The 13,215-nt window shown below is 53.2% G+C and carries 15 protein-coding genes; 11 read left to right on the plus strand and 4 right to left on the minus strand.

Annotation, left to right across the window (positions count from 1 at the left end):
• Together ACCD00_RS01205 and ACCD00_RS01210 are read right to left on the minus strand one after the other, a co-directional pair.
• On the minus strand, positions 1 to 771 hold the full coding sequence (locus tag ACCD00_RS01205) for a fumarylacetoacetate hydrolase family protein (RefSeq protein WP_413421215.1): 771 nt from the start codon (positions 769 to 771) through the stop codon (positions 1 to 3).
• On the minus strand, positions 768 to 1,442 hold the full coding sequence (locus tag ACCD00_RS01210; protein WP_413421217.1) for a fumarylacetoacetate hydrolase family protein: 675 nt from the start codon (positions 1,440 to 1,442) through the stop codon (positions 768 to 770). The genes ACCD00_RS01205 and ACCD00_RS01210 overlap by 4 nt, the downstream gene beginning before the upstream one ends.
• Before the next feature lie 176 nt (positions 1,443 to 1,618).
• Between ACCD00_RS01210 and hpaA the strand changes: the two genes are divergently transcribed.
• Complete coding sequence (hpaA, locus tag ACCD00_RS01215; protein ID WP_413421219.1) at positions 1,619 to 2,521, plus strand: 4-hydroxyphenylacetate catabolism regulatory protein HpaA; 903 nt, start codon at positions 1,619 to 1,621, stop codon at positions 2,519 to 2,521.
• A gap of 126 nt (positions 2,522 to 2,647) precedes the next feature.
• Complete coding sequence (gene hpaR, locus ACCD00_RS01220; protein WP_413421221.1) at positions 2,648 to 3,070, plus strand: homoprotocatechuate degradation operon regulator HpaR; 423 nt, start codon at positions 2,648 to 2,650, stop codon at positions 3,068 to 3,070.
• Positions 3,071 to 3,131: 61 nt separating this feature from the next.
• Here the strand turns inward: hpaR and ACCD00_RS01225 are convergent, their stop codons facing one another.
• Complete coding sequence (locus tag ACCD00_RS01225) at positions 3,132 to 3,695, minus strand: MarR family winged helix-turn-helix transcriptional regulator (RefSeq protein ID WP_413421223.1); 564 nt, start codon at positions 3,693 to 3,695, stop codon at positions 3,132 to 3,134.
• Positions 3,696 to 3,976: 281 nt separating this feature from the next.
• On the opposite strand from ACCD00_RS01225, the gene ACCD00_RS01230 reads away from it, so the two are divergent.
• The 7 genes from ACCD00_RS01230 to ACCD00_RS01260 all read left to right on the plus strand — a co-directional run bounded on the left by ACCD00_RS01230 (position 3,977) and on the right by ACCD00_RS01260 (position 10,203).
• A complete protein-coding gene (locus ACCD00_RS01230; protein WP_413421224.1) occupies positions 3,977 to 5,224 on the plus strand; it encodes a Rieske 2Fe-2S domain-containing protein in 1,248 nt (415 codons plus the stop codon).
• Positions 5,225 to 5,300: 76 nt separating this feature from the next.
• On the plus strand, positions 5,301 to 6,260 hold the full coding sequence (locus ACCD00_RS01235) for a PDR/VanB family oxidoreductase (RefSeq protein ID WP_413421226.1): 960 nt from the start codon (positions 5,301 to 5,303) through the stop codon (positions 6,258 to 6,260).
• 94 nt (positions 6,261 to 6,354) lie between these two features.
• On the plus strand, positions 6,355 to 7,200 hold the full coding sequence (locus ACCD00_RS01240; RefSeq protein WP_413421228.1) for an ABC transporter substrate-binding protein: 846 nt from the start codon (positions 6,355 to 6,357) through the stop codon (positions 7,198 to 7,200).
• 13 nt (positions 7,201 to 7,213) lie between these two features.
• Positions 7,214 to 8,203 carry a fumarylacetoacetate hydrolase family protein gene (locus ACCD00_RS01245; RefSeq protein WP_413421230.1) on the plus strand — a complete coding sequence of 330 codons (990 nt, stop codon included), beginning with the start codon at positions 7,214 to 7,216 and terminating at the stop codon, positions 8,201 to 8,203.
• Positions 8,204 to 8,214: 11 nt separating this feature from the next.
• Positions 8,215 to 8,685, plus strand: coding sequence for a PaaI family thioesterase (locus ACCD00_RS01250; RefSeq protein WP_413421232.1), 471 nt, complete (start codon positions 8,215 to 8,217; stop codon positions 8,683 to 8,685).
• A gap of 55 nt (positions 8,686 to 8,740) precedes the next feature.
• The gene (locus tag ACCD00_RS01255; protein ID WP_413421234.1) at positions 8,741 to 9,280 is read left to right on the plus strand and encodes a cupin domain-containing protein; all 540 of its coding nucleotides are present in this window, start codon (positions 8,741 to 8,743) and stop codon (positions 9,278 to 9,280) included.
• Entirely contained in the window at positions 9,277 to 10,203 is a 927-nt protein-coding gene (locus ACCD00_RS01260; RefSeq protein ID WP_077431820.1) for a 3-keto-5-aminohexanoate cleavage protein, read from the plus strand. Before ACCD00_RS01255 ends, ACCD00_RS01260 begins: the two co-directional genes overlap by 4 nt.
• Positions 10,204 to 10,305: 102 nt before the next feature.
• Here ACCD00_RS01260 and ACCD00_RS01265 read toward each other — a convergent pair whose 3' ends face one another.
• Positions 10,306 to 10,902, minus strand: coding sequence for a TetR/AcrR family transcriptional regulator C-terminal ligand-binding domain-containing protein (locus tag ACCD00_RS01265; protein WP_413421237.1), 597 nt, complete (start codon positions 10,900 to 10,902; stop codon positions 10,306 to 10,308).
• Between the two features lie 290 nt (positions 10,903 to 11,192).
• Here ACCD00_RS01265 and ACCD00_RS01270 point away from each other — a divergent pair, with 290 nt between their 5' ends.
• A complete protein-coding gene (locus ACCD00_RS01270; protein ID WP_413421239.1) occupies positions 11,193 to 12,191 on the plus strand; it encodes a fumarylacetoacetate hydrolase family protein in 999 nt (332 codons plus the stop codon).
• A gap of 95 nt (positions 12,192 to 12,286) precedes the next feature.
• The gene (locus ACCD00_RS01275) at positions 12,287 to 13,213 is read left to right on the plus strand and encodes a VOC family protein (protein ID WP_413421241.1); all 927 of its coding nucleotides are present in this window, start codon (positions 12,287 to 12,289) and stop codon (positions 13,211 to 13,213) included.
• The last annotated feature ends 2 nt before the right edge of the window (positions 13,214 to 13,215 follow it).

A 13,215-nucleotide genomic window follows, 5' to 3' on the forward strand; every position in this document is an offset into this window, starting at 1 on the left:
TCAAGCCTCTTTTCGTGCGGAGAAAAAATCCGCTTCGCTGACAATTCGATTAACGAGGCGACCAACGCCTTCGACTTCCACGATCACTTCATCGCCTGGAACTACGTCTGCGAGGCCTTCCGGTGTACCGGTGGCGATCATGTCGCCTGGCTGCAGGGTCATGAAACTGGACAGGTATTCGATCAGGTAGGGGATGTCGAAGATCATGTCTTTGGTCGAGCCTTCCTGGCGAAGCTCACCATTGATCCAAGTGCGCAGTTTCAGATTTCCCGGATCGGGGACATCTGCAACATCGACAATCCATGGACCGACCGGGGTCGTGGCGTCACGGTTTTTTACCCGCAAATTCGGGCGGTAGTAGTTTTCCAGGTAATCGCGGATCGCGTAGTCGTTACACAGGGTGTAACCCGCCAGATAGCTCAGCGCATCTTCACGCTTGACGTTGCGCGCAGGCTTGCCGATGACCGCAACCAGCTCGCACTCATAGTGCATGTAGGCAACGTTGTCAGGTCGCCAGGTGACCTGATTGTGGCCGGTGTAGGTACCCGGTGATTTAACGAACACCAAAGGTTCGGTGGGCGGCGAGAAGGCGAGTTCGGCAGCATGATCGGCATAGTTCAGGCCGAGGGCAAACATGCTGCCATTGGCCGGTGGCAGCCACTCGACCTTGTCTTCGCTGAGGGAGCGGCCATCGCTCAGATGCACGATGTTGTCTGCATCAACTGTGACGGAATGTATTTGGCTTTCGAATCGGATACGAGCGTGTTTCATACGGTGCCCTCCTGCTCGGCAACGATGATATTGGTCAGGCATCCCAGACCCTGGATTTCTACGTCTACGCGGTCACCTGGCAGGACATCGACACGACCCAAAGGTGTCCCGGTGATCAACACATCTCCGGCATACAAGGTCATGAACTCGCTGATTTCGGCGATCAGCTGAGGAATCTTGCGTACGAAGTTTGCGGTGGAGTCTTCTTGTCGAAGCTCGCCATTGACTCGTAGTTGCAGGGTCAGGTCATGCGGATTGGCAAGCTGTTCACGTGGTACGAGTTCCGGGCCGATGGCGCAGAAGCCATCGCGACATTTTGCTTTCACGGCAGGGCGGTAATAGCTCTCTTCCGGAAGGCTGAATTCGTTGACGATGGTATAGCCAGCAACGTGATTCAGAGCCTCGTCAACACTCACTCGACTGGCATCCTTGCCGATCACCACCCCCAGAGCCGGACCAGGTTGCAATGAAATTCCTGCACCGGGATGCACCACGGCGCCGCCATGTAGGTTGCGCGTATTGGGCGTCTTGATGAACAGAACCGGTTTGACAGGCACCTTTTGATACGGCGGCTGCTCGAATTCAGAAAGGCGTTTCAGCAGCAATCCCTGGTAGTTCAGCGCTACACCGAGCAGGGTGCCGGTCGCAATGTCATGCAAGGCATGGCTCATGCTTCTCTCCTGGCAGTGGCGGGACTGGAGGTGTCCGGCCTGATTATTGTTAACATATTATCGTTATAGTTAATATGTTAATGATCGTCAAGCACCTTCTCGTTTGTGGCGATTTACTCGCAACGGGTGCACCATGGTGCGGGGGTGTCGGGACTAAAAATAATGAGTAGTGCGTGATGAACAATCGGTATCCAATTCCTAACATCAACATCGGCCAGGTCTACGATCAGCGCTACAGCGATAGCGAGGTGCATTACGACAAGCTCGGCAACCTGGCGGGTTTCTTTGGGCGCAACATGCCAGTGCACCGCCACGATCGATTTTTCCAGGTGCATTACGTCAAGAGCGGAACGGTGAGGGTCTATCTTGATGACCAGCAGTACGTCGAGTCGGGCCCCATGTTTTTTCTCACCCCACCGACGATTCCCCATTCTTTCGTGACGGAGGCGGACAGCGACGGCCACGTGCTTACCGTTCGCCAGCAGTTGATCTGGCAATTGATCGAAAGCGATCCCGGGCTGGCACCGGGTCCGCAACCACCCCCTGCTTGTGTGGCGCTTGATCACCTGAAGCCTGAGCTGCAAAGCGAAGCACGGCGCCTGGCATTTCTTTTCGAAGAGCTGCGAGGGGAGATGAACAGTGGGGCCGCCGGTCACAGTGACGCGGTGCTAAGCCTGACTCGACTGGTCATGGTCGGCGTATTACGGTTGTGCGCAAACCCACTCGAAGCGACGCCCACGCGACGTGAAGACTTACAGATCTTTCATCGATTTAATGCACTGATTGAAGAGCATTATCTGGAGCACTGGGCGCTTGGCCGCTATGCGCAGGCCATTGGTGTTAACGAAGCGCGGCTTAACGACGTGTGTAGACGTATTGCCGATTTGCCGTCCAAACGCCTGGTGTTCGAAAGAGTCATGCAGGAAGCCAAACGTTTGCTGTTGTTCACGGGCAGCTCGGCAAATGAAATCTGCTACCTGCTGGGTTTCAGGGATCCGGCGTATTTCAGTCGTTTTTTTCAACGCAATGCACAAATGACGCCAGGAGAGTATCGCCAGCGACATTCGGGGTTTCGCTGACGACCTGTATTTTGGGTGACTGAATCGTGTTTGTTTCAGGGTAAAGGGGCGCGGCCGATTTCCAGCCGGTTGCGCTACTGAAGCACCAACCGTAAGCTGTTGGCTTGTTCACATAGTCCACTCAATATGCCCAATCCCCGACCTTCCCTGACACTCACTTTGCTCCAGGCACGCGAAGCGGTAATGACGTTTTTCCGTCCTGGCCTGAACGATCATGACTTGACCGAGCAGCAGTGGCGAGTCATTCGAATCCTGCGCCAACAGGGCGAACTGGAAAGTCACCAGTTGGCGCATCAGGCTTGTATTCTAAAACCCAGCATGAGCGGTGTGCTCAAGCGCCTGGAGCGCGACGGCCTGGTCATTCGCAGGAAATCGGCTGAAGATCAGCGCCGCATTTTCCTCAACCTGACCGAGCAAGGGCATGATTGCTTTTTGTCGATGAGCGAGGGGATGGAGCGCAATTACCTCGAGATCCAGCGGCAGTTTGGCGAGAAGAAATTGCAGAAGTTGCTCGAATTACTCGAGGATCTTAAAAAGATCAAGCCCTGAAAAGGGCTACCTGCTTTTTCAAATCGGCGACATCCGCTCATCCGCAGTCATGGATTGCTCATCACAGACCGGGATCGTCAGAGCGTGCGAGCGGGTTTTCACTGAGGGGAGTGATCTCCATCCACCCGGCTTCCAACGAATGCAACAGATGGCCAATCTGATCAAGCTCACCTTCTTTGCTATCGAGCGAAGCGAGGCATTTGGAGCTTGATTCCGCCAGGCGGGTGATAGCGACATCAACCAGGCGCATTCCTTCCTCACTCAATTGAATCAATTGACCTCGGCGATCACGTGGATCGGGAATCCGGTTGGCGACGCCGCGTTCCACCAATTTGTCCGCTCGATAGGTGGCAGCGCCTGACGTCACCTTCAGCAGGCGAAAAACATCGGTAGGGCGCATGCAATAAGGCGGGCCGCTTCGCCGTAAAGCGAACAGCAGCATAAGATCCTTCATTCCCAGTTCAAGGTCGTCCGCGATGACCTCGATGTGGTGATCGATCAGCATGGCCAGGCTTCGGATCCGAAGCGTAATTGCCAGTCCATGGTGATCCAGATCCGGGCGTTCGTTACGCCACGCTTGCGCCACGGCCTCAGGGCTGGCGGCAGGAAACAATAAATCGTTCATGCAAAATCCATCAGGTGGCGTTGAGGTCATCATACCCCAGCGCAAACCAAGTGTGCCCTGCAGCTATGGCGCTGCCAGGGATGTCATTGAGGCGATGAACCCCAGTGCATTGAGGCTCGCGGAGCGCTCATCGCAACGCGTTAACATGCTAACGAATTTTCTTGACGAGCTCTAAAAGCGAGCATAGCCTAAAACTATCTTAAAGACTGAGATACTTTGTTATTAAGATAGTTTTGGCCGCCTAGCTGCGGCTCTTCTAAAAAACAAGAACGGGGCTCGCTATGCTGACCGCTGAACAGAACCGCCTGCTGACGGACGTTTCCCCTGGCACACCTCTGCACAGGTATTGGAAAAGGCAATGGATTCCTGCATTGCGCAGTGAGGCGCTTGAGCCGGGAGGAACGCCACAACGTGTCGAATTGCTATGCGAAAAATATGTCGCCTTTCGCGCGGATGATGGTCATGTCGGATTCCTCCATGAGGCATGCCCCCATCGCGGCGTTTCGCTCGCGCTCGGTCGAAATGAAGGTAACCGCCTGACTTGCATCTTCCATGGCTGGAGTTTTGACACGCAGGGCAACTGCACCAAAATGCCAACCGAGAAGGACCAGGCTTTTTGCAAAAAGGTAAAGGGCCAGGGGTTCAGGGTGCGAGAGGGTGGCGGTATTGTCTGGGTGTACTTGGGTGAGGGCGAAGCGCCGGCCTTCACTGATTATGCATTCACCTATTTTGATCGTAAGCACGCCAGACCGCGGGCTTCCTATAACGAAGCGAACTGGTTGCAAAACGTCGAAACGTTGATGGACTCGGCCCATATCGGACTGCTGCACCATGACACCACGGCGAACCCGGAGCTTCCCCAGGCCGGGCTTCAGCTCGTCACTGGCAACGACACCCCCAAGTACACACTGGAAAGCAAGCCGTATGGCTTACGGTCGTATTCGTTGCGCACCACTGGTCAGGAGCAGGACTACCTTCGGGTGACCGAGTTTGTAGCACCGGCGACCGCGTTCATTGGTACCACCGAACAAGAAGCAGGATTTCTGATCATCGTAGTGCCGGTCAACAACACGCGCAGTCTTCAGTGGTACGTCTATTGGGATTCGCGCCAACCCATCGATGAAAACCTCCCGGATTTCGCGCTGCTGGGTACCGATGAATCCGACGACAACTTCGCAGCGTCCCGCCAAGGTCTTCCCAACTATGGGCAAGATCGCGAAGCAATGCGTGCCGGTCGGAGCTGGACAGGCGTTCCGGGCGTTATTTTTGAGGATTACGCCGTTGCAGAGAGCATCCCCATCGTCGATCGGACGCGGGAGTTTCTGGGTAGCGGGGATCTCGCAATTGTCCGTTTACGGCGTGAATTGATGGAGCGGATCCGTCAATCGGAAGCCAGTGAAGACAGCGTCCAGGCGCAAGCGAGCGACTACCGTTCATTGAGGGCGTTGGCTGACATGATTCCTGTTGGGACCGTCATTCAGGACTACACGGAGCAGAAGCGTCAAGAACGCAGAATGACTTATCTCTGAGCCCGTTCGGCCGTCAGCTCGATGAGCTGGCGGCCGAACGCTCCAATAACAATCATGGTTCAGGTTAGGTTGCGAAATGCCAAACACATTCCAGGTGTACATCAAATCAGTTACCCATGAGGCAGATGGGGTACTGGCGTATGAGCTAAAAGGGCTGGAGGGCGTAACGCTTCCTGCCTTTACTCCAGGGGCCCACATTGACGTCATTGCAGAGGGTATTCCTCTGCGCAGTTACTCCTTGTTAAACGATCCGTCTGAGAGAAATCGTTACGTCATAGCGGTAGCCAAAGATCCTAAAAGTCGTGGCGGATCGATCATGATTCATAATCGCTTGCGTCCCGGAGACAGGTTGCAGGTCAGTGAGCCTAGAAATCTGTTCCCCGTCTCTGAAGGCGAGCATCGTTCTGTCCTGATTGCGGGTGGGATAGGGGTTACGCCGCTTTGGTGTATGGCACAGCATTTAAATAGCAAAAAAATGGACTGGGAGCTGCATTACTTCGCTCGCAGTGTTAACCACGCCGCGTTGATTGACGCGATGCAAGGTCATATTACCCAGGACAAGGTCCAGTTGCTGTTGGGGTACGACGTCGAGGCTACTGTCGCTCATATCCAAGAGGTTTTCCGTGGTGATGATGGAACCCGGCATTACTATTGTTGCGGGCCTGCGGGGATGATTCAGGCCTATTCCCAGCAAGCAAAGGCGCTTTCCATCTCTGATAGCAGAGTTCACTTCGAGAGCTTTATACCGCTGCAGGAAGCCGCGACGTCGGGTGGATATGAGATCGTACTGGCGAAGACCGGGAAGACCCTCAAGATGGAGCAGGGCAAAAGCATACTCGATGCGCTGATTGAAAACGGTGTAGAAGTGATGCACTCCTGTCGCGAAGGCATCTGTGGTGCTTGTGAAGTGCGGGTGTTGGAGGGCACGCCAGACCACCGCGATTCAATTCTCAGCGACGCGGAAAAGCAGGCGGGCAAGACGTTGTTTGTCTGCTGCTCAGGAAGCAAGACACCTCGTATGGTGTTAGACCTATAACCCGCCTTCAAGCGGGTTAATCAAGCATCGGTAGGTTCGTTGACAATACGGTACGTATAGTTTTATATATGGGTACTTTCAACGAGAATAAAAAATGCCCAACGACTCTCTCCGTGTGATGTGGTTTGTCCCTCCCGCCATTGCGGTAGCAGCCTCGTGGCAAATGCCGGCGGATTTGCGCCTCGAGTCTTCAATGACTCAATCGTCTGATGAGCAGTACTCGTCACTTTGTGCAGGAGGGGTCGACGCGGTCGTAACGTCGATCGACAACGTTCTGCACTGGAACCGCCGGCAAGGTCCACAAGACTTCGTGGTGATTGCTCAAATTGAAACCACCACGCCGTTACAGCTGGTCGGCTCCTCGGCCATGTCAGCTCCTGCGGATTTGCGCGGTGCCAACATTCTGGTGGATGCCCCCGAGAACGGTTTTGTCATTGCACTTCGAGCGCTTCTCAAGGAAGTAGGACTCGGTGCTGACGACTATCGCCTGACACCCGTTGGCGGGGTGCGAGAGCGGTTCTCGGCTCTTGTTGCGGGGGAGGGTGATGCGACTTTGCTGGGGCCGCCTTTCGACACCATGGCGGTGCAGCGGGGACTCAATAAAATTGCAACGATTCAGGATGTATTTGCCAATTTTCCGGGTCAAGGATTGGTCGTAAGGAAATCGGTGACCCATACGAACGAAGTGCTGAAAGCGTGGGTACGCATCCTCAACGCATCGCTAACGACTCTGCCTGGCGACACAGCCAGGCTGACCGAGGCTTTGGGGTTGCTTGGCATGCCTGCCGAAGCAGTAACAGCATTGGTTAATGCATTCCCTGTAACTCTGACGCCTTCTCGCGAGGGTATCGAACTGCTTATTGGTCAAAGAGCTCTGCTTGGGTTACCCGGTGCGGATTTTACCTATGAGCAAATTGTCGACTGCTCATTCCTACAATAATTCGGAGATGCACATGAAGAAGTTCTCGCTCGGTACATTTTCTTTAAAAACCAATCCGCATCACCGCTTTGCTGGTCTGGTTGTCGACGCAAAGGTTGTTCCAGTCAGCAGCGTGGCAGAGGCGTTCGATGTTGATATTCTCCGAGAAAAAAATGTGCTATCGCTACTTGAAAACTGGGATGCTAGCTACACCGCTCTCGAATCGATTGTGAGTAAAGCCACTACTTCCTCTTGGTATAATGAAGATCAACTCACGTTTCATCCTGCGATTGACCTGCCGCGGCAAGTGTTCTGCACCGGTGCAAACTATCGAAAGCATGTAGTGGATTTGACCGTTGATTCCAATGTCGGTCCAGAAGGACTGAGCAAGGAAGAATTAAGAAAGTGGGCCGAAGACATGATGGATCAGAGGGTGACTAATGGAGAACCCTATGTATTCACCAAACCCGTCTCTGCAATTTCGGGTGCCTATGAAGACTTGGTTCTTCCACCCACAACCAGCAAACCAGATTGGGAGTTGGAACTGGCCGTAGTAATAGGCAAGGAGGGGTACAATATCCGGGCGGAAGACGCCATGGATTATGTCGCCGGTTATACGATCGTCAATGACATCTCTGCTCGTGATCTGATTCCACGCACTGACTACAAGATGCTCGGTACCGACTGGCTGAGATCGAAAGGGCAGCCAGGCTTTCTTCCGCTTGGTCCGTATCTGGTTCCCAAGCAGTTCGTTGAAAATCCACACAACCTATCGATGCAACTGACAGTGTCCGGCAAAACAATGCAGGATGAGACCACTGCAGATATGCTTTTTGGAATTGAACAACAAATTGCATACATCTCGAAGTACGCAAAGTTATTGCCAGGTGATGTGATTTGTACTGGATCACCTGCAGGCAATGGAACTCATTACAATCGTTTCTTGCTCGACGGCGATATTATGGTTGGCACAATTGCCGGACTGGGTGAGCAGCGACAGAAGTGCATCAGTTATCCAGGTTGAGGCAACGTATTATGCAAACGATCGATGACAATCCAGATCGGGCCTTTTTGGAACGTGTTATTTCAGAGGCCCAATTCGACACCCCGTTTGAATTGACTGCTGGACTAAGTGCGCTTGGCGCCCGGTTGGTTCATGGCCGCCCTGGAGTTGTCGAGCTCAGTTTCGAAGCGCCAGTTTCAGCCATTCAGGGAAATGGTGTTATAGCCGGTGGCACCTTGATGACCATGCTCGACTATGCCATGGCTTTTGCAGTGCTCAGCATGCTGCCGTGTGGGCAAACCTGTGCCACTACCAGTATCACTGTGAATATGCAGGCGGCTGCGAAACCGTCGTTGTTGAAAGCAAAAGCAACAGTTGAACGCGTGGGTCGTCAAATTGCGTTCGCCAGGGCTGAACTTCATGACCCTCAGCGGGAAGTGCTGATCGCCAGTTCGTCAGCAACATTTGTGGTTATGCCGGTGAGTCGCCTAAAGGCGGTATGAGTCAAAAAATTTAATTAATAACGAAACTAAACGAACCGTATTTTGAGGCTGTATGATGAATAACATTACCGAAGTGGCCTATAAGCCAGTACGGAGAATTGTCACTGGTCATAACGAAGCTGGTGAGTCGGTTTTCACCAGTGACGCCAATACACCAAATGTTCTGGCACAAGCTGGTAAGCCGGTTGCACAGGTCGTCTGGGCAACGGGTGTTGGGCGTGCGGACGGTTTGGATCCAGCGCCAGCCGGACACAAATTTGGTTTTCATTCTGATGATGGTTCGCTTCTTCGAATAGTCGACTTCCCGCCAGACGAAGTTTATGACCAGGAAAAGTTGGTCGAATTTCTTGATAGTGAAGGTGTTCGCGACAAGAAAAAGCCTCGACATTTCTGGTTCCACAAAACGCAATCCCTTGATTACGCCGTGGTACTCGAGGGCGAGATTGTCGCGATGATGGATCACGGTGAAACCGTTATGCGGCCAGGAGACGTACTGGTACAGCGCGCAACCAACCACAGTTGGTCGAATCGTTCCGGGCGTAACTGTCGAATGCTGTTTGTCCTGTTAGCGCTGAAAGAAGGAGAAGAGCTGTGAGAAAAATTATAATAACCGCCGCTATCACGGGCGGGGCACATACGCCGTCGATGTCTCCTCATCTGCCGGTTACTCCTCAGGAGATTGGCGATCAGGCGATCGAAGCGGTAAAGGCGGGAGCGGCGATCGTTCATCTTCACGCCCGAAACCCTGAGGATGGGCGTCCCACTGGCGATCCTGAAATCTTTCGTCAATTTGTCTCGAGAATTAAGGCCGAAACGGATGCCATCGTGAACATTTCTACGGGCGGTGGTGGCCCGGGAATGGCAATTAGCGAGCGTGCGGCGGCGGGTGTAGCACTACAACCGGAGATGTGTTCCCTGAACATGGGGTCTATAAACCTCAACCTTTCCGAAATGGCCAGCAAGGATCGAGAGTGGCGTTACAGCTGGGAAGTGGAGCATCTTAATGCCACAAAGGATCTGGTCTTCCGCAATACTTTTTCCGATATCGAATGGATCCTGCGAACCATTGGTGATACCGGTACTCGCTTTGAGTTCGAGTGTTACGACGTCAGCCACTTGTACACGCTAAAGTATTTCCTGGATAAAGGCTTGGTTAAACCGCCATTGTTCATCCAGACAATTTTTGGATTGCGTGGTGCCATGGGGGCTCATATCGAAGATGTGATGCATCAGAAGCGAACCGCAGATCGTCTCTTTGGTGATCAGTATCACTGGTCGGTATTGGGCGCAGGCAAAGACCAGATGTCGCTAGCGACTCTCGCGGCCATTATGGGCGGCAACGTCAGAGTGGGTCTTGAAGATAGCTTGTACATCGGGCGCGGTGAGTTGGCGGTATCTAATGCCGCACAAGTGCGGAAAATCCGAAGTATCGTGGAACAGTTGGGGTTTGAAATCGCTACGCCTCAAGAAGCAAGGGAAATACTCGCGCTGAAAGGAAAGACAAATACTGCTTTCTAATTCGGTGTTCAGAAGGGCCATCCAGTGACGGCTCACCCTGTATTGTGAAATACACAAGCCGGCCATCAGGCCGGCTTTTTGGTATGGAAATCATGGCGATTTTCAGGATCTAGAGCCCAGCAATTCGCATATGTAATTGATATGTGATTCAGCAAAGGACTCGTCCAGAGTGGCATGACCTATCATCAGGCGCATATAAACCGGCCCATAGATCAAATCCATGAGTACTTCGACATCTGAACCTTTTGGAATGTCGCCGCTGTTTTTCCACTCTTCAAGCATCTCTCTGACGACTGCTCTTCGGCCGTAATGAAATCGCTCACGGAAGACGCGAAGGATGGCTGGATCAGATTGACCTTCAGCAACAATTTGAGCGACGAGCCGGCCGGGCCATCCTGAGTACTGCGTCACGAAAGAACGGAAATGGTGCGTTACGGCATCGCGTGGGCGCATGCCTCGAGGAAGCGTTGTTTTAACCAAGTGTTGCTCAATAAACGCATCAATCACCACGGAAGCCTTGGATTCCCACCATCGATAAATGGTCGCCTTACTCACTCCTGCCTCTCGAGCTATCGCTTCGATAGAGATCGCTTGAATCGATTTGTCCTGGAGGAGGCTGATAGCCGCATCTAGGATCTGTCGGCGCGTTGCTTCACTACGAGGGCGTCCAGCAGGCAATGAGGTTTTCTTAACCTGCATTGGTGGGTTCCTTGGCGCTGCGGCCTTGAGATGGTCTGACTGATTCATTGTAGGAACCTATAATCGAAACGAGACGAGTAGTATATTTGTCGTCTGCCTGACTTATCAATTCGACTGTTTCAGTCCCTCCTGATGCCTATTGATCTGTCTGAGCCACGGGCTTGATGTATCAGCGGGACCTTCGAAATTGTACCAATTTTTGTTCTTTACAAAACGGTGCGTGTCGTTTAGCTTTGGGTCCTGGAAAGCTGATTCAGGCTCATTCAAGTCAATAAAAAGAGGGGAATCACATGAAGCTAGGTCGAATTTCTGTTAACGGGCCCGACGGCGCGGAAGCGCGTCTGGTGCTGGTATTTCCAGAGGAGCATCGGGTCATCGACCTGAAGCGCGCGCTCCATGAGCAGTTGGTCAAGGGCGGTTCTTCCCGGGAAAGCGCTCTGCAATATGCAAATGCTGTTTTCCCCGGCAGCATGTCGGCGGCAATTGCACTGGGCACGCCGTTTATCGAGGCGGCAGAAAAAATCAATGCAAAACGGCCAGATGCACATTCGATCTCATTCGATAGCGTGCAGTGGTTGCCAGCCTCGGATCCTTCTGTGGTGCGAGATGGACTGACATTCGTGGGCCACATCAAAGGCTTCCATGAAAAAATTGGCCAGCCGCCCACTCCAAATCTCTTGAAGGTGCCTGGCTATTTCAAAGGTACCCCGCATACAGTGATTGGGCATGAAGCGGAAGTTCCGTGGCCAGGATACATCCAGCACATGGACTACGAGTTGGAGCTTGGTTACGTCATCGGCAAGCGTGGAGAAAGCCTGCGCCCTGAAAACGCCCTTGATCACTTGTTTGGTATCACCATCTTCAATGACTTTAGTGCCCGCGATTGTCAGGCGGTCGAAATGCCGATTGGGATGGGCCCCACCAAGTGCAAAGACTTCGCCTACGGTATCGGGCCTTGGATTACCACCGTCGATGAATTCAAAGATCTGGACCGGATCGGCATGGAAGTCCGCGTCAATGGCGAGACTTGGGGTAAGGGTGACAGCTCCAACAAACTTTGGACGATTGGTGAGCTGATTGCCTGGGCCAGCCTTGGTGAAGCCATCGTGCCTGGCGATGTAATCGGCTCGGGTACGATGGGCGGTGGTTCAGCTCTGGAGCTCGATCGCAGGCTCCAGCCCGGTGATGTCGTCGAAATCATCGTTGATGGCGTTGGAACTTTGCGCAACAAGATGGGGCAACCTATCTCCGGTCTATGGTGGCCTGAAGAGCGCAAGCCATTCATGTGACGTGTATTTGAAACTCACGCGCGCATCAGAGATCTCAGGCCCTGCAATGGTTCGGGCCTGACATAACAAAAACGCATTCTTTGACAGGTGTTGAAATGAACATCCTTGGCCCGGACACTTTGTATTTTGGTGTTGACGATGTCGCGCTCTGCGAGCGCTTCCTGGAGGATTACGGCCTTGAGCCGGTAGGGGGCGGACGCTTTGAGGCATTGGATGGAACTGGTGTAGTTATCAAACATCGTGACGATCCCTCGCTACCTGCCTGGAATTTGCCGACCGCGAACATGTTGCGCAAGACAATGTATGGCGTAAAAGACGTCGCGACTCTCGCGAGCATCCGGAAGGAATTTGAGGGCGAGCGAGAAGTCAAGGTTCTGGCTGATGGTTCACTGGAGTTAGTGGACGATCTCGGATTCGCCCTGGGCTTTCAAGTTTCGATGAGAAAGCCGCACAAACTGCCTGCCGAGCGCGTAAACGCGCCTGGAGATATTCACCGTCCTGCAAACAAAACCGGTGTGGATGAAAGTTCCGAGCTCGCTCCGAAGCCACGAACGCTCTCCCACGTTGTCTATTTCGTTCCAGATATCGAAAAGGCCGAGCGCTTCTATGCGGATCGTCTGGGCTTCAAACTCACCGACAAATTTGTCGGGATGGGGCCATTTCTGCGTCCTGCGGGTACTTTCGACCACCACACCCTTTTCTTCATTCAAACCCCGCCGCATTTGCAGGGATGCGAACACTTTACCTTCCATATGGGGGGGCCGCAGGAAGTACTGCAAGCCGGCTATGCGTTTGCAGCTAAAGGTTATGAGTCATATTGGGGGCCAGGGCGACATAAGTTTGGGTCTAACTGGTTCTGGTACTTCAACACCCCATTGGGCTGCCACATCGAGTACGACGCCGATATGGATCAGCACGACGATGACTGGTCGCCGCGCGTAGCCCCTGCAATCATGGATAACTCCCAAGTGTTCCTGTTCCAATGGCGTGAAAAATGGGCTCCTGGCGGCAAGCCTGATTAATA

The organism is Pseudomonas sp. Pseusp3, from assembly GCF_047304225.1.
GTDB lineage: Bacteria > Pseudomonadota > Gammaproteobacteria > Pseudomonadales > Pseudomonadaceae > Aquipseudomonas > Aquipseudomonas fluorescens_CD.